At 68.4% G+C, this 23,912-nt stretch carries 20 protein-coding genes; 11 read left to right on the top strand and 9 right to left on the bottom strand.

Translation table 11 applies throughout. From position 1 onward, the window contains the following. Positions 1–10: 10 nt before the first annotated feature. Together trxA and ACFXI3_RS34840 are read left to right on the top strand one after the other, a co-directional pair. Positions 11–334, top strand: a complete 324-nt coding sequence (gene trxA / locus ACFXI3_RS34835; protein ID WP_009085330.1) for a thioredoxin — start codon at positions 11–13, stop codon at positions 332–334. Between the two features lie 270 nt (positions 335–604). Further along, on the top strand, positions 605–1,753 hold the full coding sequence (locus tag ACFXI3_RS34840; protein WP_344282451.1) for an N-acetylmuramoyl-L-alanine amidase: 1,149 nt from the start codon (positions 605–607) through the stop codon (positions 1,751–1,753). A gap of 857 nt (positions 1,754–2,610) precedes the next feature. Here the strand turns inward: ACFXI3_RS34840 and ACFXI3_RS34845 are convergent. Next, positions 2,611–3,255 carry a GNAT family N-acetyltransferase gene (locus ACFXI3_RS34845; RefSeq protein ID WP_344282446.1) on the bottom strand — a complete coding sequence of 215 codons (645 nt, stop codon included), beginning with the start codon at positions 3,253–3,255 and terminating at the stop codon, positions 2,611–2,613. 182 nt (positions 3,256–3,437) lie between these two features. Here ACFXI3_RS34845 and ACFXI3_RS34850 point away from each other — a divergent pair, with 182 nt between their 5' ends. Continuing rightward, entirely contained in the window at positions 3,438–4,757 is a 1,320-nt protein-coding gene (locus tag ACFXI3_RS34850; protein WP_344282443.1) for a PLP-dependent aminotransferase family protein, read from the top strand. Between the two features lie 30 nt (positions 4,758–4,787). Then, on the top strand, positions 4,788–5,738 hold the full coding sequence (locus ACFXI3_RS34855) for a D-alanine--D-alanine ligase (RefSeq protein WP_344282439.1): 951 nt from the start codon (positions 4,788–4,790) through the stop codon (positions 5,736–5,738). Positions 5,739–5,869: 131 nt separating this feature from the next. Here ACFXI3_RS34855 and ACFXI3_RS34860 read toward each other — a convergent pair whose 3' ends face one another. From ACFXI3_RS34860 to rpmH, 8 genes are all read right to left on the bottom strand, one after another. Then, entirely contained in the window at positions 5,870–6,886 is a 1,017-nt protein-coding gene (locus ACFXI3_RS34860; RefSeq protein ID WP_344282437.1) for a ParB/RepB/Spo0J family partition protein, read from the bottom strand. After that, on the bottom strand, positions 6,883–7,806 hold the full coding sequence (locus tag ACFXI3_RS34865) for a ParA family protein (RefSeq protein WP_344282434.1): 924 nt from the start codon (positions 7,804–7,806) through the stop codon (positions 6,883–6,885). The genes ACFXI3_RS34860 and ACFXI3_RS34865 overlap by 4 nt, the downstream gene beginning before the upstream one ends. An 86-nt stretch (positions 7,807–7,892) precedes the next feature. Further along, on the bottom strand, positions 7,893–8,573 hold the full coding sequence (gene rsmG, locus ACFXI3_RS34870; RefSeq protein WP_378405381.1) for a 16S rRNA (guanine(527)-N(7))-methyltransferase RsmG: 681 nt from the start codon (positions 8,571–8,573) through the stop codon (positions 7,893–7,895). Between the two features lie 662 nt (positions 8,574–9,235). Next, positions 9,236–9,775, bottom strand: coding sequence for a R3H domain-containing nucleic acid-binding protein (locus ACFXI3_RS34875; RefSeq protein WP_037809133.1), 540 nt, complete (start codon positions 9,773–9,775; stop codon positions 9,236–9,238). A 27-nt stretch (positions 9,776–9,802) separates the two neighbouring features. Further along, a complete protein-coding gene (gene yidC, locus ACFXI3_RS34880; protein WP_378405382.1) occupies positions 9,803–10,963 on the bottom strand; it encodes a membrane protein insertase YidC in 1,161 nt (386 codons plus the stop codon). Between the two features lie 4 nt (positions 10,964–10,967). After that, positions 10,968–11,294, bottom strand: coding sequence for a membrane protein insertion efficiency factor YidD (gene yidD, locus ACFXI3_RS34885; RefSeq protein ID WP_116205228.1), 327 nt, complete (start codon positions 11,292–11,294; stop codon positions 10,968–10,970). Between the two features lie 6 nt (positions 11,295–11,300). Beyond that, positions 11,301–11,720, bottom strand: a complete 420-nt coding sequence (gene rnpA / locus ACFXI3_RS34890; protein ID WP_344282422.1) for a ribonuclease P protein component — start codon at positions 11,718–11,720, stop codon at positions 11,301–11,303. A gap of 22 nt (positions 11,721–11,742) precedes the next feature. Next, on the bottom strand, positions 11,743–11,886 hold the full coding sequence (gene rpmH, locus ACFXI3_RS34895) for a 50S ribosomal protein L34 (protein WP_116205226.1): 144 nt from the start codon (positions 11,884–11,886) through the stop codon (positions 11,743–11,745). Between the two features lie 601 nt (positions 11,887–12,487). Between rpmH and dnaA the strand changes: the two genes are divergently transcribed. The 7 genes from dnaA (at position 12,488) to gyrA (ending at position 23,895) form a co-directional block, all read left to right on the top strand. Beyond that, entirely contained in the window at positions 12,488–14,173 is a 1,686-nt protein-coding gene (gene dnaA / locus ACFXI3_RS34900) for a chromosomal replication initiator protein DnaA (RefSeq protein ID WP_378405385.1), read from the top strand. Between the two features lie 910 nt (positions 14,174–15,083). After that, on the top strand, positions 15,084–16,217 hold the full coding sequence (dnaN, locus tag ACFXI3_RS34905) for a DNA polymerase III subunit beta (protein WP_037363523.1): 1,134 nt from the start codon (positions 15,084–15,086) through the stop codon (positions 16,215–16,217). Positions 16,218–16,266: 49 nt separating this feature from the next. Next, positions 16,267–17,157 (top strand): phosphogluconate dehydrogenase (NAD(+)-dependent, decarboxylating), encoded by an 891-nt coding sequence (gene gnd / locus ACFXI3_RS34910; protein ID WP_354735896.1) that lies wholly within the window; start codon positions 16,267–16,269, stop codon positions 17,155–17,157. Between the two features lie 18 nt (positions 17,158–17,175). Next, positions 17,176–18,330: a DNA replication/repair protein RecF gene (recF, locus tag ACFXI3_RS34915; protein ID WP_378405388.1), complete on the top strand. Its 1,155-nt coding sequence runs from the start codon at positions 17,176–17,178 to the stop codon at positions 18,328–18,330. 109 nt (positions 18,331–18,439) lie between these two features. Next, entirely contained in the window at positions 18,440–19,075 is a 636-nt protein-coding gene (locus ACFXI3_RS34920) for a DciA family protein (RefSeq protein ID WP_378405390.1), read from the top strand. Between the two features lie 197 nt (positions 19,076–19,272). Beyond that, positions 19,273–21,240, top strand: a complete 1,968-nt coding sequence (gene gyrB, locus ACFXI3_RS34925) for a DNA topoisomerase (ATP-hydrolyzing) subunit B (protein WP_378405392.1) — start codon at positions 19,273–19,275, stop codon at positions 21,238–21,240. 51 nt (positions 21,241–21,291) lie between these two features. Further along, the gene (gyrA, locus tag ACFXI3_RS34930) at positions 21,292–23,895 is read left to right on the top strand and encodes a DNA gyrase subunit A (RefSeq protein ID WP_344282396.1); all 2,604 of its coding nucleotides are present in this window, start codon (positions 21,292–21,294) and stop codon (positions 23,893–23,895) included. Positions 23,896–23,912 lie beyond the last annotated feature (17 nt).

Genomic DNA, 23,912 nt, shown 5'->3' on the forward strand with positions numbered 1-23,912 from the left:
GGAGCAAGCGATGTCCGAACCCGTGAAGGTGACCGACAAGTCGTTCGTGGACGACGTCCTCACCAGCGAGAAGCCCGTTCTCGTCGACTTCTGGGCGACCTGGTGCGGCCCGTGCAAGATGGTCGCCCCGGTGCTCGAGGAGATCGCGAAGGAAAACGGCGACAAGATCACCGTCGCGAAGCTCGACATCGACGAGAACCCGAACACGGCGCGTGACTACCAGGTGATGTCGATTCCGACGCTGATCCTGTTCCAGGGCGGCAAGCCGGTGAAGCAGATCGTGGGCGCGAAGCCGAAGGCCGCGCTGCTGTCCGATCTCGCCGACGTGCTCTGAGCCGGTCCACCTGCTGAGAACCCGGGCCTGCGGCGATTCGACCCGCCGACCCGGGTTCTCGCACGTTCGGGGGACACCCGCGCGGAGGGGTGTCCGCAGGTGCACTTGGCGTGTCTGCCTGGGGAAGACGCACCCGTCCGGCGGCGCACCGACCGGGCCTGCGTACTCACCGAGAGTTCACAGGGCACAATAGGTGCCTGGGTACACCCCTACCCGGGTTTCTGTTTCGCATCGAGCCGGTTTCGGTGCCTGAGGAAGAGCGAGGAGTGCATGCGGGTACTCCGCCGCGGTGACGCCGGTCCCGACGTCGCCGAGATCAGGTCGATCCTTGCCGGGATGGATCTGCTCCCGCCGGTGGCGGGGACCGAGCGGTACAACACGTTCGACGTCGCGGTGGAGCAGGCCGTGCGCGCGTTCCAGCAGCGCCGCGGGCTCATCACCGACGGCGTAGTGGGCCAGGCGACGTACCAGGCGCTCAAGGGCGCCAGCTATCACCTCGGGAGCCGCCCGCTCCAGTACCTTTTGTCGTCGCCGGTGAACGGCGACGACGTTTTCACTCTTCAGGAACGGCTCACCGAGCTGGGCTTCGACGCGGGCCGCCCGGACGGCTACTTCGGCCCCCAGACCGAGCGCGCCCTGCGCACGTTCCAACGCGACATGCGGCTGACGTCGGACGGCATCTGCGGCCCGGCCACCATCCGCGAACTGCACCGCCTCTCGTCCCCGCGCGCCCGCGGCGGCCGCCCGGTCTTCCTGCGCGAGCAGGAGCAGGTGCGCCAGGCAGGCCCGCGCCTGCGCGGCAAGCGCATCGTGATCGACCCGGGCCACGGCGGCGAGGACCTCGGTGTCGTCGCCGGGGGCCTGCGCGAAGCAGACATCGCCTGGGACCTGGCGCGCCGGCTCGAAGGCCGCATGCAGGCCACTGGCATGGAAGCCTTGATCAGCCGAGGCCCGAACCACAGCCCGACGGACTTCGAACGCGCCCGTTTCGCCAACGACGCCGGCGCGGACCTGTTCCTGTCGCTGCACAGCGACAGCAACCCGTCGCCGCGCGCGCAGGGCGTCGCGAGCTTCCACTTCGGCACCGGCAACGGCACGACGTCCACCGTGGGCGAACTGCTGGCCGGCTTCATCCAGCGCGAGGTCGCCGCCCGCACTGGGTTGCTGGACTGCCGCACGCACTACAAGACGTGGGAAATCTTCACCCGCACGCGCTGCCCAGCCGTCCGCGTGGAAATCGGCTACCTGACCAACCCGGACGACGCCGCCCGCCTTGGCGACCCCGCCTTCCGGGACGTCGTGGCCGAAGGCATCCTCATCGCGGTGAAGCGCCTCTACCTCCTGGGCGAGGGCGACCAGCCCACCGGCACCTTCACCTTCGCCGACGTCCTGGCCCACGAACTCGCGAAGGCCGAATAACCCCCTCCCTCTCCGGCCGCCTTCCTTCCGGTCGACCTAGGCCTTCCTTCCACACCCTCTTGACCCCTGAGACGCCCTTCACCGGACTTTCATCGCCGAATCCCGCCAGGGCCACCTCCAGCACGCCCCAACCGGCTGCCGCCCCTCTCAGCCCTCCGCGCGCCCAGCCACCGCTCCCCGTTTACCCGTGCTGACCCGACCGCACCCCAGCCGACAACTACCCACAGTCACCACAGCCCGCCCCGCCCGCGGCCCAGCACCCCCAAGCCCCACCACGAGGCAAGCCACCACCCCACACACCGCCAACCGCGCCCTCCGGCGCCCCGCAACCGGAGCCACCCCACCGCTTAACCGGCGCCACAAGAACTTGCGCCGCGCCGCTCCAGCCGCCACCACACCTGGGGGCAACCCCCACCCTCACCGGGGGGCGTCCCCAGATCCATTCTATCCATCCACAGCTTTTCCACGGCCTCTATCTGCAATCTGTGGATAACTCGGGGGTTCTTCCACAGTTGTGCACAGGTACCGGGAGTGGGTGTTTCCCGGGCGATCCTGAGGTGGTATGGGGCGCGTCAGGCAGAGGCGGACGACCTCTAAGGCCCGAGCGGACCGGCGGGGAACTGGCCGCAGGCTGACCTCGGTCGATGCTGTTCAGGCGGCTCCGGATAGGGGCCAGCTGAGGCTGCCCAAGCAAGGGTGGAAGTCCGGCGGGAAGTCAGGCGCTCAGCTCGATCAGCACTGAGAGTAACGGCGGAGCCGGGCAGTACGGATCGCAGAGAGCAAGCCGGGCGGGTTGTTCATGGTGGGTGCCAGCAAGGTCATTCTGGCTGATCCGAAACAGCAGCGATAAGGAACAGTCAGGCTCGGCCGAGGCTCGGTTCCGCGGTCGTGATCGTCACCTGGCCGAGCAGCCGCTCCAGGGCCGCTTCGACGTCTTCCTTCCAGGTGATCGCCGAGCGCAGTTCCAGGCGCAGCCGCGGGTACTTCGGGTGCGGGCGCACCGTTTTGAAGCCCACGCTCTGCAGGAACGCCGCGGGCAGCACGCACGAGTGCTGGCCAAGCGGGTCCTCGTCGTCGGGCATGGCGTCGCCGAAGGATTCGATCGCGCGGACGCCGCGTTTGGTCAGGTCCTTCGCCACGGCCTGCACCAGCATCCGGCCGAGGCCGCCGCCGCGGAATTCCGGCAGGATCTGGAACGCGGTGAGCAGGACGGCGTCGGCGCTGGGCGGCGACGTCGGGAAAGCGAGCGAGCGGGGCACCGCGTTCGGCGGGGCGTAGAGCACGAACCCGACCGGCAGCGTGTCGCTGTAGACGATGCGGCCGCAGGAACCCCATTCCAGCAGCACGCTGGACACCCAGGCTTCCTTCTCGACCTCGGTGGAGCCGTACTCCTCGGCCTGCGCCTTCAGGTGCGGCGCGAGCTCCCAGTACACGCACTGCCGGCAGCTTTTGGGCAGGTGCTCGAGGTTGTCCAGGGTGACGCCCACCACGCGACGTGACACCTGAAACCTCCCTGGACCCCGCAACTCCGGCCTCGACGCCCGCAAAAGCGCAGGCGGCACCGGAAGAACCTCCCCGAGGATAGGCCGATGTGACAAGCGCCGGAAGAGCGGGGAGCCGGAAGAGGCCGCGGTTACACTCGATGGATCTACCAGCAGGTACCCACCGAGCCCTCAGGTGTCCGATGACCGAGAACCGCCCAGCCAAGCCGCAGACCGGCCGCCACAATCTCGACCCTCATCTCGACCGGTACGCGGCACGTACCGCGGGGATGACCGCATCCGAGATCCGCGCGCTTTTCGCAGTGGCAAGCCGGCCGGAGGTCGTCTCGCTGGCAGGCGGCATGCCGAACCTCGCCGCGCTGCCGCTCGACACGCTCTCGGCCCAGGTCGGCGAGATCATCGCCGAGGAGGGGCTCGTCGCCCTGCAGTACGGGTCCGCGCACGGCGTTCCGGCGCTGCGGGACCAGATCTGCGAAATCATGGCTCTCGAGGGCATCAAGGCGCACCCCGACGACGTCGTGGTCACCGTCGGTTCCCAGATGGGCCTCGACATGGTGACCCGGCTCTTCTGCGACCCCGGCGACGTCGTGATCGCCGAAGGCCCGTCGTACGTCGGCGCGCTCGGATCGTTTTCCGCGTACCAGGCGAACGTCGTGCACGTCGCGATGGACGAGCACGGTCTCGTGCCCGAAGGGTTGCGGGAAGCCTTGCGCCAGGCCGAAAAAGCCGGGCAGCGGGTCAAATTCCTTTACACGATCCCGAATTTCCACAACCCGGCCGGCGTTACCCTTTCCGTCGAACGACGTCCGGAGATCGTGGAGATCTGCCGCGAGCACGGCGTGCTGATCATCGAGGACAACCCGTACGGCCTGCTCGGTTTCGACGGCCAGGCCTACCCGGCGCTGCGCTCGCTCGACCCGGACAACGTCGTGTACCTCGGCTCGTTCTCGAAGACGTTCGCCTCCGGGCTGCGCGTCGGCTGGGTGCTCGCGCCGCACGCGGTGCGCGAAAAGCTGGTGCTGGCAGCGGAATCCGCGACGCTGTGCCCGCCGACCTTCAACCAGATGATCGTCTCGCGCTATCTCGCGACGCACGACTGGAAGGGCCAGATCAAGAAGTTCCGGGAGAACTACCGGGAACGCCGCGACGCGATGTTGTCGGCGCTGCAACAGTATCTGCCGCCCGGCTGCTCCTGGACCAACCCCGACGGCGGCTTCTACGTGTGGGTCACCGTGCCGGAAGGCGTTGACACCAAAGCGATGTTGCCGCGCGCGGTCACCGCTCGGGTGGCGTACGCGTCCGGTACCGGTTTCTACGCCGACGGTTTCGGCTCCCGCCAGATGCGGTTGTCGTACTGCTACCCGACGCCGGAGCGCATCCGGGAAGGCGTGCGCCGCCTCGCCGCGGTGCTCGAGTCCGAAATGGACCTCAGCCGCACCTTCGGTAGCGTGAAGGCGCGCACCATCCCGGGGCCCGAGACCCCGTCTCCGGACACGGTCTGACCGGCCCTGCAACACTAAGGAGTTCCCACGGTGGTCGACCGTACCGTTGCCGTGCTCGCCGGCGGGCTTTCCCACGAACGCGACGTTTCGCTCCGCTCCGGGCGCAGGCTGTCCGCCGCGCTGCGGGCCGAGGGCCTCACGGTGGAGGAGTGGGACACCGACGCCGGGCTGCTGGAGCGGCTGCGCACGCAGCGTCCGGACGCGGTTGTCGTCGCCCTGCACGGCGGCGAGGGCGAGAACGGCTCGGTGCAGACCGTGCTGGAAATGCTCGACGTGCCGTTCGTCGGCACCCATTCGCAGGGCTGCCGCCGCGCCTGGGACAAGCCGACCGCGAAGGCCTTCGTGCAGCAGGCCGGGTTCTCCACACCGGACTGGGTTGTGTTGCCGCACAGCACTTTCCGGGAGCTGGGCGCCCAGTCGGTGCTCGACGCGATGGTCGAGCGGCTCGGCCTGCCGCTGATCCTCAAGCCGGATCAGGGCGGGTCCGCGCTCGGCACGCAGGTGGTGCGGGAGGCGGCCGAGCTGCCCGCGGCGATGGTCGGCTGCTTCGCCTATGGCGACACCGTGCTCGCGGAACGGTTCGTAGACGGCGTTGAAGTGGCCGTCACGGTCATCGAAGGGGAGAACGGGGCCGAGGCCCTGCCTGCGGTGGAGATCGTGCCGGAGAGCGGCGTCTACGACTACACCGCGCGCTACACCGCGGGTCTTACCGACTTCTTCACCCCGGCCCGGATTTCCGACGAAGCCGCGAAGGCGGTCGGCGAACTCGCCGTCGGCGCGCATCGGTGGCTCGGGCTGCGCGACATCTCACGCACCGACGCGGTGATCACACCGGACGGGGGAGTCCACTTCCTCGAAGTGAACCTCTCGCCGGGTCTCACCGAAACCTCGACGGTGCCGATGGCCGTCGAAGCCGCCGGCACCACCCTCGGTTCAGTTTTCGCGGACCTCGTCGCGCGCGCCGTCGCCCGCGCGAACTAAAACCAGGCGGACGGGGGCGGGCGGCGGTCTGCCGCCCCTCCCCGCGCCGGTCGATTCCGGCGGCCACTCCGGGTGACCATGGCCGCCTCGATCCGCAATCATCACCGTGACGAAACGACCCTGGGTGATCCCTAATCGGTTTCGTCGGCCTGATTCGCCGATTTTTCCCCGGAATTCGCGTCGATGATCCCGACGATCCGCTCGAGGTCGTCCACCGAGCCGAACTCGAGAACGATGCGCCCCTTGCGCCGGCCGAGGTCGACCTTCACCCGGGTGTCGAACCGATCGGACAGCCGGTTCGCGAGTTCCTGCAATCCGGGCGCCTGAATCGGCTTGCGGGGAGCGGCCTTCGGCTTGGCCGGCTTCTCGCTCTTCTTCAGCGTGACGGCTTCCTCGGTGGCACGCACCGACATGCCCTCCGCGACGATCCGCGCCGCCAGTTCCTCCTGGCTTTCCGGATCCTCCAGCGACAGCAACGCCCGCGCGTGCCCGGCGGACAGGACGCCTGCCGCCACCCGCCGCTGCACGGCGAGGGGGAGTTTGAGCAACCGGATGGTGTTCGTGATGACCGGACGGCTGCGGCCGATGCGGCTCGCCAGCTCCTCGTGCGTCACCGCGAACTCGTCGAGCAGCTGCTGGTAAGCCGCCGCCTCTTCGAGCGGGTTCAGCTGCACGCGGTGGATGTTCTCCAGCAACGCGTCCCGCAGCATCGACTCGTCGGCGGTCTGCCGCACGATCGCAGGGATCGCCTCGAGCTCCGCCTGCTGCGAGGCGCGCAGCCGGCGCTCGCCCATGACGAGTTCGTACTCGTCGTTGCCGAGTTCGCGGACCACGATCGGCTGCATGAGCCCGAACTCGCGGATCGAATGCTCGAGTTCGGCGAGCGCTTCCTCGTCGAAAACCTGGCGAGGCTGCTTCGGGTTCGGCTTGACCGAGCTGACCGGGATCTCGCGGTACACCGCGCCGGCGACCTCGCCGCCCGCGACCGGCTGGCCCGCGGCACCGTTCGCCGCGAACCAGCCCTTGTCCTCGCGCACCGCTTTCTCCGCGGGCGTGGCGGCCTCGGTCGCGGCCGGAGGAGGCGTCGCCGGTCCGGTCGGGATCAAGGCCGCCAGTCCGCGGCCGAGCCCTCCTCTGCGCTCAGTCATGTGGTGCTGCTCCTCTCGTTCACACCCCGCTCGGCGATCTCCTTCGCCGCGTCGAGATAGCTCATGGCACCACGTGAACCGGGGTCGTAGGCGAGGACGGTCTGGCCGTAGCCGGGTGCCTCGGACACCTTCACGCTGCGCGGGATGACGGTCTTCAGCACCGTGTCGCCGAAGTGATTGCGGACCTCGTTGGTCACCTGGTCGGCCAGTTTGGTGCGACCGTCGTACATGGTGAGCAGAATCGTCGACACGCTGAGTTCGCGGTTCAGGTGCTGCTGCACGAGTTCGATGTTGCTGAGGAGCTGCCCGAGACCTTCGAGTGCGTAGTACTCGCACTGGATCGGGATGAGCACTTCCTGCGCCGCCACCATCGCGTTGACGGTGAGGAGACCGAGCGACGGCGGGCAGTCGATGAAGACGTAGTCGACGCCGATCTGGTCGAGCACCTCGGCCGACAGCGCCTCCTTGAGCCGCGTCTCGCGGTTCGCCATGGAGACGAGTTCGATCTCGGCGCCGGCGAGGTCGATCGTCGCAGGCACGCAGAAGAGGTTGGGGGACTGCTCGCTCTGCTGCGCGGCCTCGGCGATCGAGACCTCGCCGATGAGCACCTCGTAGATCGAGGGCGTCCCGGAGCGGTGGTCGATGTCGAGCGCGGTGCTGGCGTTGCCCTGGGGGTCGAGGTCGATCACCAACGTTTTCAGCCCGTGCACGGCGAGCGCCGCGGCCAGGTTGACGGTGCTGGTCGTCTTGCCGACCCCGCCCTTCTGGTTGGCGACGGTCAGCACGCGGCGGCGAGCCGGTCGGGGGAGTACCCCTTCCTTGGGGTGGAGCACGCTCGCGGCGCGAACGGCTTCTTCAGCGATCGGCGTCCAGCCCATCTCCTGGCTGGCCTCCGCGGAGTCGGACGGCGGGGGATTCACCGGTCTCGACACCTCCTCCTGGTAGACGATTCGGGGGCGTTCACACCGCGATGTTTCACGTGGAACGGCGCGGCTCTTGTCGTTCGCTAGCTCCGTCTGCCGCGTGGCCGGTTCGGCTTCGGCAGCAGGCGACGGATCAGGACCACCGTGCTGGGGACTTCGAGTACTGCCTTCCCGCATTCAGCGACCTGTGGTTCGGCACCACCGGCCTTGCGCACCGCGTCGCGGTCGCGGGAGATCTCTTCAGCGGCGCTGGCGCCTTTGAGGGCGACCAGTCGACCTTCGGGACGAACCAGGGGAAGGCACCAGCCCGCGAGCCGAGCAAGAGGGGCGACCGCGCGAGCGGTGACGACGTCTGCGCCACTCAACTGCTCGCGTACGGACCGCTCCTCGGCGCGTCCACGGACGATGGTGATCGGGAGTTCCAGCTTCTCGGCGACCTCGGCCAACCAGTCAACCCGGCGAGCCATGGGTTCCAAGAGCACGATATCGAGGTCCGGTCGAGCGATCGCCAGCGGTACTCCCGGAAGGCCGGCGCCCGACCCCACGTCGACCACGCGCGACCCGGACTGGATCTGCTCGCCGATCACCGCGGAGTTCAGCACGTGCCGCTCCCACAGCCGCTCCACCTCACGCGGACCGATCAACCCTCGCTCGACCCCATGAGTCGCCAGCAGCTCCACGTACCCGGCGGCTTGCTCGACGCGCTCCCCGAACACCTCCACCGCTGCGGTCCGGACCGTCCCGGTGGCGCCGTCCAAGCTCACTACTCCCACTCCTCGCTCCGCGCGTTTCACGTGAAACGCGCTCGGTTGATTGTCCCTGATGCCGACGCCAAATCGAGCCGACAGACCGCAACTGTGGACAACTCCACTCGAGTCGCCGAGCGATCCACAGGTCGTTTCACGTGAAACGCGGTGACCCGGGTGAGCGCGCTCGGCGAGTTTCACGTGAAACGCCACGCTTGTAATTCGCTCTGCGGGACCGGCGCGCCGACCGCCCCGCGCATCTCGTCAGAGACACGGTGATCACTGACGCTCCACCGTGCCGACGATCCGGATCTCACCGGCGGGGCCGAAGCGCGCGAGTCGGGATGGGGGACACCGGTGCAACGACGTCCCGACAGCCGTCCGGATGAGTACTTCGCCTTCGCATCTCAAGACATCGAGGCTGCGGCAATGCCAGCCAAGCAACTGGCGACGGTTGGCTGCCGAACCGATGTCGATCGTCCTCCGGCGGCGGGGAAGACTCTCCTCAGCGAAGGAACCGTGCCGATGCGCTTCGAGAGACCGATCGCGGCAGTCGAGAAACTCGGTATGACTCGCCTCCGGTTCCGGAGCACGAAGCAGGCATAAAAGAAGCGGCCCACCGGAACTCCGGTGGGCCGCTTCGGCTCAGTGCTCTACGCGGCTCTGCGCGTCCGAGGGGCTCAGTCCTCGGGGAAGATCACCACGCGGCGCTTGGGGTCCTCGCCCTCGCTCTCGCTCGTGACGCCCTTGACCGTCGCGACCGCGTCGTGGACGACCTTGCGCTCGAACGGGCTCATCGGCTGCAGACGCACCCGCTCGCCGCTCGACAGCACCGACTCGGCGGTGGACCGGCCGAGTTCGCGGAGCTCCTCCCGGCGGTCCGCGCGCCAGCCGGCGATGTCCAGCATCAGCCGGCTGCGCGAGCCGGTCTCCTGCTGGACCGCGAGGCGGGTCAGCTCCTGCAGCGCTTCGAGCACCGTGCCGCGGGGGCCGACCAGCTTCTCCAGGTCGTCGCCGCCGTCGATGCTGACGATCGCGCGGCCCGCTTCGACGTCCAGGTCGATGTCGCCGTCGTAGTCGAGCAGGTCCAGCAGACGCTCGAGGTAGTCGCCGGCGATGTCGCCCTCTTGCACGAGAGCGTCGTCACCGCCCGCCTTCGGCTCGGCCGCGGCGCTCGTCTCTTCCTGATCGGCGTCGATCGTGTCGACCGTCTCCGACATCTTTAGTCTCCTCTCCGAACCGAAGCGTCAGCGACGCTTGCGGCCCGACTTCCTGTTCGAGTCCTTGAGGAGTCCGGGCACTCCGGTGCCGTTCTCCTTCGATCCGTTCTGGTTCGACGTCTGCTCCGGCGCGCTCTCCGCCGGTTCGGCTGCCTTCGTCTCGGACGACGCGGCGCCGTCGGACTTCGTGTTGCCGGACTTGCCACCGGTCGACGTCTGCGCGAAACCGTGCGCCGAACCCGCCTTGGTCACCTTGCCCTGCTGACCCTGCTGCTGGTTCTTCTTCTGCTGCACCGGCTTCTGCCCGACCTTCGGCGCGGTCGGCTTCTGGCCCGGCTTCGGGCCGAGCGACGCGCGCTTCTCGGCCGCCTCTTCCTTGCGGGCCGCCTCTTCCTTGTCGATCTTCGTGTAGACGAGGCGCTGCTGCATGAGCGTCCAGCCGTTGTTCGCCAGCCAGTAGAAGAGAAGGCCGAGCGGGAAGAACGCACCGAACACGAGCACACCGAGCGGGAAGACGTACATGGTGAGCTTGTTCATGATCGCGGTCTGCGCGGTGCCCGCGGCCGACGCGTTCTGCCGGGAGACCGAGTGGCGCGCGGTGAGGTGCGTGGCGATCGAGGCGATGATCATCAGCGGCAGCGCGACCGGGAGGACCTCCCAGTGCCACCCGCCGTTCGCGACGTGGCCCGCGACAGCGCCGACGCCGTTGTTGACCGCCTCGCCCATGTTGACGCCGAAGAGCTTGGCGCTCGTGTACGACAACACGTCCTGGGCGTTGAAGAAGTAGTTCTCGGTCTTCGCGCCGCCGCCTGCGGGCGGCATGGTGAACGCGCGCAGCACGTGGTTCAGGCCGATGAAGACCGGGATCTGAAGGATCATCGGAAGGCAGCTGCCGAGCGGGTTGACGCCGTGCTCGCGCTGGAGCTTCTGCATCTCCTGCGCCTGGCGCTGCCGGTCGTTCGCGTACTTCTTCTGGATCTTCTTCATTTCCGGCGCGAAGTCTTGCATCTTCTTCATCGACCGGACCTGGTTCACGAACGGCTTGAACATGATGCCGCGGACGGTGAACGTCAGGAAGATGATGCCGAGGATCCACGAGATCGCGGTCGCTTCCCCGAAGACGAACCCGAAGACCTTGTGCCAACACCACAAGATGAAGGACACGGGGTAGTAGATGAAATCGAGCACTGAGCTACTCCTCGATCGGTGTTTCAGGCGTGCGGTGTCGCCACGAGAACTTCTCGGGCACCGGGTCGCGGCCGGGCGGGGTCCACGGGCCGCAGCGAAGCAGCCGGCGCAGCGCGAGGTAGGAGCCCTTGGCCGCGCCGTGGCGGGTCAATGCTTCGACTGCGTACGCGCTGCAGCTCGGGTAGAACCGGCAGGCCGGGGGAAGAAAGGGCGAGATCGCCTTGCGGTAGAACCGCACGGGAAGGAGCAGCACCCACGCGACCGGTCCGGGCCGGGGCGGCTTGCCTTCCTCGGGTGCTTCGGTGGTGCTGTGCTCGGAGGTGGCGTCCATGGCCGTTTACACCGCTGATCCGTGGTCGGGTGCCGCGCCCTGCTGACGCGGCTGCCGGGGAGCATCGGCCCCGGACGGCGCGAGGCCGAGCCGGCGCAGCGCGGCGTCGAGATCGGAGCCGAGCTCCGCGCTCGAAGCGGACGCCGCCGGAGGCAATGCCCGTACCACCAACGAAGTGCCCGCGGGCAGTGTTCCGAGACGCGCGGAAACGAGGTGGCGCAACCGGCGGGTGACCCGGTGGCGGACCACCGAGTTGCCGACGGCCTTGCTCACCACAAAACCCGCCCTGGCCGCGAACGAGGCGGCCACGGACGGGTCCGTGGTCAACGCATGAACGACGAGGCGGCGCCTGCCGGCTCGGGACCCCCGGCGGAGGACGACCCGGAAGTCCTCGCTCCGCCGCAGACGTGCGCCAGCGGGCAGCACGACGCGGTTCGGCGGAGCCGAGTCAGGCGGACAGCTCGGCGCGGCCCTTGCGACGGCGCGCCGCGAGGATGCCGCGACCCGCGCGGGTCCGCATGCGCAGGCGGAAACCGTGGGTCTTCGCGCGACGACGGTTGTTCGGCTGGAAGGTGCGCTTGCCCTTGCTCACTGCTTCTCCTGTGTCTCGGCCGTCGGGCGACGGCGGATTCCCCGGCGCCCGGCGTGTCGTGCGGGTCGCACGGAAGTTCGTGCTGTCTCCTACCACCGGGTGGTCTCGTCACGACGAGCGACGACATACGTAGGCACGCGAAACGCACCCGTCGCATACGGGAGACCTTACGAGGGTACGCACCCCGGTCGTGAACGCCGCAGGCGCCCCTCCGCCACCCTCGGCGACCGACCCGCGAGACTGCCTCCCGGCACGGCGCGGCACCGAATGGCAACACGCCGTACACCGTGAAATGCTTGCGCAGCACCACGCCTTGTGGCATCGGGCAGGGCTTGTTAGCGTGCCTCTCTCGGCCTCCGGGCAGGACTGATGCCGCTTCGCCGGCGCCGGGGGGTGTGGAGGCGCCCGGGGAGTACGCCGAGCCCGCAGGTGGCGTGGCTGCGGACGGCCGTACATTAGTGCACAGCTGTGGACAACTTTGTGGATATCGCTGTGCCGTCGCGCGGGTGAGTCCGGACCGCGTGCTTCGAGGCGAGCTTCCAGGACGTGCTCGGGGTGGGTCCGAGGCGTGCGCGCCGACGAGGGGAGGGGAGTCAGACCGGTGTCGGAGCACCAGCACAATCTGGGCGTCATCTGGGAGCAGGTGGTGCGGGAGCTGTCCGACGGCACCCTCTCCCCGCAGCAACGAGCCTGGATGCGGGTGACCCGCCCGATCGGTCTCCTCGACGGCACCGCGCTGCTCGCCGCGCCGAGCGACTTCGCGAAGGAAGCCATCGAACGCGCGCTGCGCACCTCGATCACCGAAGCGCTGTCCCGGCGGCTCGGCCGTCCGGTGTCGCTCGCGGTGAAGGTCGACAGCACCGAACCGGTCGCGCCGGTTCCCCGTTATGCGGCGTCACCCGCCCGGGTGGAAAACGATGTCCCGCATCCGGAGCCGATGCCGCCCGCGAGCCCGCACACGGAAAACGGCCAGGCCGATCACGTGCGCCCGGAGCGCCCGAAGCCGAAACCGCCGCCGCGGCGGCCGCAGGTCGAAGCGGCCGGTCTTCCGCCGGCGCGGGTCGACCCGCCGCCACCTCAGCAGCAGCCGCTGCACCCGGCCCACCCCGGCCTGGACGACATCGAGGACCCGGACGAAGAAGTCGACGAAGAGGGCGAAGCGCTGGCGACCGCCAACGAGATCTGGCCCCGGTTCGCCGGGCAGCCGATCGCGGGCCAGCCCTACACCGCGCCCGCGCAGCCGCAGACGTCGAAGACGAAGCTGAACGAGAAGTACAACTTCGACACCTTCGTCATCGGCGCGTCCAACCGCTTCGCGCACGCCGCCGCGGTCGCTGTGGCCGAGGCGCCCGCCCGCGCGTACAACCCGCTGTTCATCTGGGGCGAGTCCGGGCTCGGCAAGACGCACCTGCTGCACGCGGTCGGGCACTACGCGCAGCGGCTGTTCCCCGGCATGCGCGTGCGGTACGTCTCCACCGAAGAGTTCACGAACGACTTCATCAACTCGCTGCGCGACGACCGCAAGGTCGCCTTTCAGCGGCGCTACCGCGACGTCGACATCCTGCTGGTGGACGACATCCAGTTCCTGGAGGGCAAGGAAGGCACCCAGGAGGAGTTCTTCCACACCTTCAACACGCTGCACAACCAGAACAAGCAGATCGTGGTCAGCTCCGACCGGCCGCCCAAGCGGCTGGAAACCTTGGAGGACCGGCTGCGGACGCGGTTCGAATGGGGCCTGATCACCGACATCCAGCCGCCTGAGCTGGAGACCCGGATCGCGATCCTCCGCAAGAAGGCGGCGCAGGACCGGCTCGCGGTGCCCGGCGACGTGCTGGAGTTCATCGCGTCGCGGGTCGAGGCGAACATCCGCGAACTGGAGGGCGCGCTGATCCGCGTCACCGCGTTCGCGTCGCTGAACCAGCAGCCGGTGGAAGCCGGGCTCGCCGAGATCGTGCTGCGCGACCTGATCCCGGATTCGCACACGCCGGAGATCACCGCACCGACCATCATGGGCGTCACCGCCGAGTTCTTCGACGTGACGCTCGACGAGCTGTGCGGGCCCGGCAAGACGAAGGCGCTCGCCACGGCCCGCCAGATCGCGATGTACCTCTGCCGCGAGCTGACCGAGATGTCGCTGCCGAAGATCGGGCAGACGTTCGGCGGCCGCGACCACACGACCGTCATGCACGCGGACAAGAAGATCCGCAAGGAGATGGCCGAGCGCCGGCGGATTTACGACCAGGTGCAAGAGCTGACGTCGCGGATCAAGCAGCGCGCGCGGCAGTAGCCGACTGATGCGTTTGGACACTCGCTTGTAGACAGTCCTGTTTCGACCCCAAGGCCACCACGGACCTCCCGTGGTGGCCTTTTTGGTGCTCTGACTGGCTTCTCGCGCGTACGCAGCCGAAGCGTGCGTACGCAACGGCGCAGGAGCGAAGCACGCGTACGTATCCACAGACGTCCACAGCCTGTGTACACAGAATTTCTCAAACTTATTGATACACAAGGGGTTTTCCCCAGGGTGTGGGCAGTTTGCCCACAGTGCCAACGGATCCCGGAGCTGCGACGACCCGGATTTGATCCACATCCCACTCACACCGAATCCACAGGTTGTCCCCAGGGTTGTCCACGCTGATTCCCCAGGTTGCCCACAGGTCATCCACAGCTGTGGTTCGTCACTCACCAGGGCGATCCCGGCCGCTCGGACTGCCCCCAGAGCCTGGGTACAACTCGGCCCCAACCTGGGGACAACCCTGGGGACAACTGGGCCGGATTGTGGATGAATCGGGGACGGCCCGAAACCATCCACGGATCGGCCGAACCATCCACCGATCCGCCACCAGGGCTGCCCACAGGCCCGCGCCCGCCACGACCAGCGCGAACGAGCCCTGTCCACACAATCCACAGCCCCTATTACTGCTACTGGTTTTTCATCTCTTCTAAGAAAGAACAGAACAAAAACAGGCGGAGGACGAAACTGGGGACAAGCCGAGATTCGTGTCGTCTTGTCGACAAAGTGAAGGGGAGGCCGAGGTGACGGCACCCCCGGCGACGGCCTAACGTGGATGTCTGCAGCTGGTCCGTTCCCGCGCGGGGCGGACCGGACCGGCGGGGACCCGGTCGCACGCGGTGCTCACGACCGGTACCCGGCGACCCCTTCACGAGCCGAGGGGCTCGGCTGTCGAAAGGAAGCGCGCATGAAGATCCGCGTCGAGCGCGACGGGCTCGCCGACGCCGTCGCGTGGGTGGCCAGAAGCCTCCCCTCCCGGCCTCCGGTGCCGGTCCTGGGCGGCGTCCTCCTCGACGCGGGCGCGGACGGGGAGTCCGACGCGCTCACGGTCTCCGGCTTCGACTACGAGGTCTCGGCCACGGTCGGCGTTCCCGCGACCATCGCCGACGGCGGACGGCTGCTCGTCTCCGGCAGGCTGCTGGCCGACATCACCAAGGCGCTTCCCGCGCAGCCGGTGGAGATCTCCGTCGACGGCGCCCGCGCCACCATCACGTGCGGCAGCGCCCGGTTCAGCCTCCCGACCATGCCGGTCGAGGACTACCCGCAGCTGCCGTCCCAGCCCGCGCACGCGGGCGAGCTCACCGGCGACGTCTTCGGCCAGGCGGTCACCCAGGTCGCCACCGCGGCAGGCAAGGACGACACGCTCCCCATGCTCACCGGCATGCGGCTGGAGATCTCCGGCGAGACGCTCACCCTCGTCGCCACCGACCGGTTCCGGCTCGCCATGCGCGAGTTCACCTGGAAGCCGGCCGAGGGCCTGTCCGACGCCGCGGTGCTCGTCCCGGCGCGCACGCTCGCCGAGGCCGCCAAGACGCTCGGCGGCGCGGGCACCACCGTGCAGCTCGCGCTCGCTTCCGGCGACGGCCTGCTCGGCCTGTCCGGCGCGGGCCGCTACACGACCACCCGGCTGCTCGACGCCGAATTCCCGCCGTACCGCCAGCTGCTGCCCGCGAACCACACCTCGCGCGCGGTCATCGAGGTCGGCGCGCTCACCGAGTCGATCAAGCGCGTGTCGCTGGTCGCCGAGCGCGGCACCCAGGTGCGGCTCGAGTTCGGCGACGGTTCGCTGCGGCTGTCGGCCGGCGGCGACGACGAGGGCAGCGCCGAAGAGGAACTGCAGGTCGACTACGAGGGCGAGCCGGTCACCATCGCGTTCAACCCCGGCTACCTCGTCGACGGGCTCGGCGCGCTGCACAGCGACCGGGCCGAGCTGACCTTCACCACGCCCAACCGGCCGGCGCTGATCAAGCCCGCCGACGCCGAGGGCAACGTCGTCCCCGGATATCTCTACCTGCTCATGCCGGTCCGGCTGCCGGGCTGAGCGGCGCGCGTCCAACCGAGGAAAACCGATCCAATCCAAAGGGGATCTCATGGTTCAGCTGGGTCTCGTCGGCCTGGGCAAGATGGGCTTCAACATGCGCGAGCGGCTGCGCGCCGCCGGGCACGAGGTGGTCGGCTACGACCGCAACCAGGACGTCAGCGACTCGACCTCGCTCGAAGACCTGGTGTCCAAGCTGTCCGGTCCCCGGATCGTGTGGATCATGGTCCCGGCCGGGGAGCCGACCCGGCAGACCGTCACCGAGCTCGGGCAGCTGCTGTCCGAGGGCGATCTGGTGATCGACGGCGGGAACTCGAAGTTCACCGACGACAAGCTGAACGCTGATCTGCTCGCGTCGCACGGGGTCGGCTACCTCGACTGCGGCGTCTCCGGCGGTGTGTGGGGCAAGGACAACGGCTACGGCCTGATGGTCGGCGGCGCGGCGTCCGACGTCCAGCGCGCGATGCCGATCTTCGACGCGCTGCGTCCGGAGGGTCCGCGCGAGGAAGGCTTCTCGCACGCCGGCTCGGTCGGCGCCGGGCACTACGCGAAGATGATCCACAACGGCATCGAGTACGGCATCATGCAGGCCTACGCCGAGGGCTTCGAACTGCTCGAAGCGGCGAAGACCGTCGACGACGTGCCCGCCGTGATCAAGGGCTGGCAGCGCGGCACCGTGGTCCGCTCCTGGCTGCTCGACCTGCTGGTGCGCGCGCTGGACGAGGACCCGGAGCTGGACGACCTCGAGGGTTACGTCGAGGACTCCGGCGAAGGCCGCTGGACGCTGGAGGAAGCGGTCAACAACGCGGTGCCCGCCCCGGTGCTCTCGGCCGCGCTGTTCGCCCGGTTCTCCTCGCGGCAGAAGGACTCCGCCGCGATGCGCGCCGTCGCCGCGCTGCGCAACCAGTTCGGCGGCCACGCGGTGAAGAAGGCCGGGAGCTAGCTCCCGCGGTCCCCGCCCGTGTATCTGCGACATCTCCAGGTCACCGACTTCCGGTCCTGGCCGCTGGCCGACCTCGCCCTCGAACCGGGGCCGGTCGTGCTCGTCGGCCAGAACGGCCGGGGGAAGACGAACCTGCTCGAAGCGATCGGCTACGTGGCGACCCTCGGTTCGCACCGGGTCGCCACGGACGCCCCGCTCGTCCGCCATGGCTGTGAACGCGCGCTCGTCCGGGTCGCGGTCGTCAACGAAGACCGCGAGCTGACGGTCGAACTCGAGATCACGCCCGGTCGCGCCAACCGTGCCCGCGTGAACCGGGGCGCGGTCGGCAAGCCGCGCGACGTGCTCGGCATTCTGCGTACGGTGCTGTTCTCTCCCGAGGACCTCTCACTCGTGCGCGGCGATCCGAGCGAACGCCGTCGGTTCATGGACGAGTTACTCGTGCTTCGCGCGCCTCGGTACGCAGGCGTGCGCGCGGACTACGAGAAGGTGCTTAAGCAGCGCAACGCGCTTCTTAAGACTGCGGGCAAACGCCGTACTGGTCGCGAAGATCCGTACGCACTGTCGACGCTCGATGTGTGGGACGACCATCTCTCGGTGGCTGGCGCGCAGCTGCTGGCGGCACGGTTGAACCTCATCGCGGACCTCGCGCCGTACACGGCTGACGCTTATATGGGCGTCGCACCGGACTCTCGCCCGGCGAAGATCGCGTACAAGTCTTCGCTCGGCGAAGCGCTTCCGCCGTCGTACGGCGTGCCTGACGGAGAGCGTGCGGACACAGAGGTACTGCGCGAGCTGTTGCTGAAGGCGTTGGCCGACTCGCGGCGGCAGGAACTGGAGCGAGGGATCAGCCTCGTCGGCCCGCATCGGGACGAACTGGAGCTGATCCTCGGCGAGCTCCCGGCGAAGGGCTACGCGAGCCACGGCGAGTCGTGGTCGTTCGCGCTCGCTTTGCGGCTCGGAAGTTACGAGCTTCTGCGTGCCGAAGCGGGCGAACCGGTGTTGTTGCTGGACGATGTCTTTGCCGAACTCGACCGCAAGCGCCGGGCCCGGCTGGCCGAGGTCTCCGCGGGCGCCGAGCAGGTGCTCATCACCGCGGCGGTGGCCGAGGACGTGCCCACCGAGCTCGCCGGCGCGAGGTTCACGGTGGCCGACGGGGAGGTGAACCGTGCCTGAACAGCCACGACGACCACGCGGGGTGACCGGGGTCACGCGAGTTGCCCACCGATCTGGGGACAAACCTGTGGACAGTGTGGATAAACCCGGAGCCGCGTTATCGCCGCGCGTGACGAACCGGCCGGATGGCCGTCTTGACACCTCGAAAGCGGAAGACACCCCCCGAAATCCCGCGCGTGGCGCGACTGAGCGTGACAGTTCCACTGGGCCGAACGAGACGCCCGCTGGGGACGCTCCGAGCGGCCGCGACCTCGCGCACGCCGCGCTCGAAGCGGCGAAGGCGAAAGCCCGCGAGCGAGGAGCCCCGCCGAATCTCCGGCGCGGCCGGATCACCGGCGGCGGCGGGCAGAACCGCGCGCGCCGGCGCTGGTCCGGTCCCGGCTCGGACCCGCGCGACCCGCAGCCGCTCGGCAGGCTCGTGTCGAGGCTGATCTCCGACAGCGGCTGGCAGGACACGATGACCAACGCGCGCGTGTTCGGGCAGTGGGCCCGGCTCGTGGGCGAGGACGTGGCCGAACACGCCCAGCCGGTTGCGCTGAAAGACGGCGAGCTGACCGTTCGAGCGAGTTCCACCGCGTGGGCGACGCAGTTGCGGTTGCTGCAGGGCAAGCTGCTGGCGAAGATCGCCGCGGGCGTCGGATACGGCGTGGTCAAGCGGATGCGGATCCAGGGTCCGACCGCTCCGAGCTGGCGGAAAGGCCCCCGGCACGTGCCTGGCCGCGGGCCGCGTGACACGTACGGCTGACGGGGGTTGCGCTTCGCCGGATGAGTTCCCCGAGAACCGGGCCGCGCAGGTTCGGATACGAGATGACTCAACTGAGGGTGATTTCGTCCCTCTGCGACCGGCTCAGCGGTGTCCTAGCCGCATGTGAGCGCGTGCGGCCAAGTACACTGTTGTAGTAGCGGACGTCCGCTCGGGCGAGACGAGGAGAAACAACGCCGGTGACCGAGAACAAGAGCGAGTACAACGCGTCGTCCATCACCGTGCTCGAAGGCCTCGAAGCAGTTCGCAAGCGCCCCGGCATGTACATCGGTTCCACCGGTGAGCGCGGCCTGCACCACCTGGTCCAGGAGGTGGTGGACAACTCCGTGGACGAGGCGATGGCGGGGTACGCCACCAAGGTCGAGGTTACCCTGCTCGCCGACGGCGGGGTGCGGGTAGTCGACGACGGCCGCGGCATCCCGGTCGACATGCACCCCAAGGAGAAGAAGCCGACTCTCGAGGTCGTGCTCACCATCCTGCACGCGGGCGGCAAGTTCGACAGCGACTCGTACGCGGTGTCCGGCGGTCTGCACGGCGTCGGCGTGTCCGTGGTGAACGCGCTGTCGACGAAGCTGCTCGCGGAGATCAAGGTCGGCGGCCGCAGCTGGCGCCAGGAGTACACCAACCAGGTCCCCGGTCCGCTCCAGGACCTCGGCCCGGCCACCGACACCGGCACCACCATCACGTTCTGGGCCGACGGCGGCATCTTCGAGACCACCACCTACAACTTCGAGACCATCTCGCGCCGGCTGCAGGAGATGGCGTTCCTCAACAAGGGCCTCACCCTGTCGCTGCGCGACGAGCGCGTCGCCGACGAGGAGACCGAAGAGGACGCCGCGGGCAAGCAGGCGCGGGTCAAGGAAGCCGTCTACTGCTACCCGGGCGGGCTCGAGGACTTCGTCAAGCACATCAACGGCAGCAAGGACCCGATCCACGAGAGCGTCATCTCCTTCGACGCCAAGGGCGCCGGCCTCGAGGTCGAGGTCGCGATGCAGTGGAACACCGGGTTCACGCCGTCGGTGTACACCTTCGCCAACACGATCAACACGCACGAGGGCGGCACGCACGAAGAGGGCTTCCGCGCCGCGCTCACCCGCGTGGTCAACGCGTACGCGCGCGAGAAGAAGCTGCTCAAGGAGAAGGACGCGAACCTGACCGGCGACGACGTGCGCGAGGGCCTCGCCGCGATCGTGTCGATCAAGCTGTCCGAACCGCAGTTCGAGGGCCAGACGAAGACCAAGCTGGGCAACAGCGAGGCCAAGACGTTCGTGCAGCAGCAGTCGAACGAATGGCTCGGCGACTGGTTCGAGCGCAACCCGAGCGAAGCCAAGACGATCATCAACAAGTCGATCTCGTCGGCGCAGGCCCGGCTCGCCGCCCGCAAGGCGCGCGACCTGGTGCGGCGCAAGGGCGCGCTGGAGATCGGCGGTCTTCCGGGCAAGCTCAAGGACTGCCGTTCCAACGACCCCGGCGAGTGCGAGCTCTACATCGTGGAGGGCGACTCGGCGGGCGGTTCGGCCAAGGAAGGCCGCGACTCGATGTACCAGGCGATCCTGCCGATCCGGGGCAAGATCATCAACGTCGAGAAGGCCCGCATCGACCGCGTCCTCAAGAATACCGAGGTCCAGTCGCTGATCACCGCGCTCGGCACCGGCATCCACGACGACTTCGACATCTCGAAGCTGCGCTATCACAAGATCGTGCTGATGGCCGACGCCGACGTCGACGGCCAGCACATCACCACGCTGCTGCTCACCCTGCTGTTCCGCTTCATGACGCCGCTGATCGAGCACGGCCACGTGTTCCTGTCGCGGCCGCCGCTGTACAAGATCAAGTGGCCGCGCTCGGAGCCGGAGTACGCGTACTCGGACAAGGAACGCGACGCGGTCATCCAGGCCGGCGTCGAGTCCGGCCGCCGGCTCCCGAAGGACGACGCGATCCAGCGCTACAAGGGTCTCGGCGAGATGAACGCCGAGGAGCTGTGGGAGACCACGATGGACCCGGCGAACCGGCTGCTCGGGCAGGTCACGCTCGACGACGCGGCGCAGGCCGACGAACTGTTCTCCGTGCTGATGGGCGAGGACGTGGAAGCCCGCCGCTCGTTCATCACGCGCAACGCCAAGGACGTGCGCTTCCTGGACGTGTAGGCGTCCCCTCCTCACTCACTTCCCCAGGACTGCTCACCCGAGAAGGACCCCATGACGGAAACCTTGCCGCCGGAACACGACCGGATCGAACCGGTCGACATCCAGCAGGAGATGCAGCGCTCCTACATCGACTACGCGATGAGCGTCATCGTGTCGCGGGCGCTGCCGGACGTGCGCGACGGCCTCAAGCCGGTGGCGCGCCGGATCCTGTACTCGATGTTCGACTCCGGGTTCCGCCCGGACCGCGGGTACAACAAGTGCTCCCGCGTCGTCGGCGACGTCATGGGCAACTACCACCCGCACGGCGACTCGGCGATCTACGACGCGCTCGTGCGGCTCGCCCAGCCGTGGTCGCTGCGCTACCCGCTGATCGACGGCCAGGGCAACTTCGGCTCGTCGGGCAACGACCCCGCCGCCGCGATGCGGTACACCGAATCCCGTCTCGCGCCGCTCGCGATGCAGATGCTCGCGGACATCGAAGAGGACACCGTCGATTTCCGCGACAACTACGACGGGCGCACGCAAGAGCCCGACGTGCTGCCGTCGCGGTTCCCGAACTTGCTGGTCAACGGCGGTTCCGGGATCGCGGTCGGGATGGCGACGAACATCCCGCCGCACAACCTGCGCGAGGTGTCCGAAGGCGTCGTGTGGGCGCTGGAGAACCCCGAGGCGACCGACGACGAGCTGCTCGCCGCGCTGCTCGTGCGGGTCAAGGGCCCGGACTTCCCGACCAAGGCGATGATCCTCGGCACCTCGGGCATCGAGGACGCCTACCGCACCGGCCGCGGTTCGATCCGGATGCGCGCGGTCGTCGAGGTCGAGGAAGACGCCAAGGGCCGCACGATCCTGGTCGTGTCCGAGCTGCCGTACCAGGTCAACCCGGACAACCTGGTGGAGAACATCGCGCACCTGGTGCGCGACGGCAAGATCACCGGGATCTCGGACATCGCGGACGAGTCCAACAGCCGCTCCGGCATGCGGATCGTCGTCACGATCAAGCGCGACGCGGTGGCGAAGGTGGTGCTGAACAACCTGTTCAAGCACACCCAGCTGCAGCAGAACTTCGGTGTCAACATGCTGGCGCTGGTCGACGACGTGCCGCGCACGCTGCGGCTCGACCAGATCATCCGGCACTACGTGAAGCACCAGGTCGACGTGATCGTGCGGCGCACCCGGTACCGGCTGCGCAAGGCCGAGGAACGGGCCCACATCCTGCGCGGCCTGGTCAAGGCGCTCGACATGCTGGACGAGGTGATCGCCCTGATCCGGCGCTCGCCGTCGGCCGACGAGGCCCGGCCGGGCCTGATGTCGCTGCTCGAGATCGACGAGATCCAGGCGACCGCGATCCTGGACATGCAGCTGCGCCGGCTGGCCGCGCTGGAACGGCAGCGGATCATCGACACCCTGGCCGAGATCGAGCTGGAGATCGCCGATCTCAAGGACATCCTCGCGAAGCCCGAGCGGCAGCGGTCGATCATCCGCGACGAGCTGATGGAGATCGTCGACAAGTACGGCGACGAGCGGCGCACGCAGATCATCCCGTTCGACGGCGACGTGTCGGTCGAGGACTTGATCGCGCAGGAAGACGTCGTCGTCACCATCACCCGCACGGGCTACGCCAAGCGGACGAAAACCGATCTGTACCGCTCGCAGAAGCGCGGCGGCAAGGGCGTGCAGGGCGCGACGCTGAAGCAGGACGACATCGTCCAGCACTTCTTCGTGTGCTCCACGCACGACTGGATCCTGTTCTTCACGAACAAGGGCCGGGTGTACCGGGCGAAGGCCTACGACCTGCCCGAGGCCAACCGCAACGCGCGCGGCCAGCACGTGGCGAACCTGCTCGCGTTCCAGCCGGACGAGCAGATCGCCCAGGTCATCGAGATCCCGAACTACGAGGTCGCGCCGTACCTGGTGCTCGCCACGCAGCGCGGTCTGGTGAAGAAGACGAAGCTCACCGACTTCGACTCCAACCGCGCGGGCGGGCTCATCGCGATCAACCTGCGCGAGGGCGACGAGCTGATGGGCGCGGTGCTCGCCGCGGCCGAGGACGACCTGCTGCTGGTGTCCGCGGGCGGCCAGTCGATCCGCTTCCACGCGACCGACGAGGCGCTGCGCCCGATGGGGCGGCCGACCTCGGGCGTGCTGGGCATGCGGTTCAACGAGGGTGACGAACTGCTCGGCATCAGCGTGGTCAAACCGGACAAGTTCCTGCTGGTCGCCACGGACGGCGCGTATGCGAAGCGGACGCCGATCGAGGACTATCCGGTACAGGGCCGCGGCGGCAAGGGCGTGCTCACCATTCAGCACGACAGCAAACGTGGCAGGCTGGTGGGGGCACTCATCGTCGACGAGGACGACGAGCTGTTCGCCATCACGTCCAGCGGCGGGGTCATCCGCACGCCGGCGCGGGACGTGCGCAAGGCGGGCAGGCAGACCAAGGGCGTTCGGCTGATGAACCTGGGTGACGGAACCACTCTTCTCGCGGTCGCACGCAACGCGGACGAGGGTTCGGACGTCGCCAATGGTGGCGAGGACTCCGCCGAGGACGGTTCCGAGGTTTCGGAAGTTATCGCTTCCGAGACGGTTTCGGAGGAAGCGGCCGAGGCTACGCCAGAGGAGCCCACAGCAGAAGACGGCACGGCGCCGGAGCAGTGATCGGCGCCCCACGCACG

The sequence above is a fragment of the Amycolatopsis sp. NPDC059235 genome, assembly GCF_042754125.1.
Taxonomy (GTDB): Bacteria; Actinomycetota; Actinomycetes; order Mycobacteriales; family Pseudonocardiaceae; genus Amycolatopsis; species Amycolatopsis albidoflava.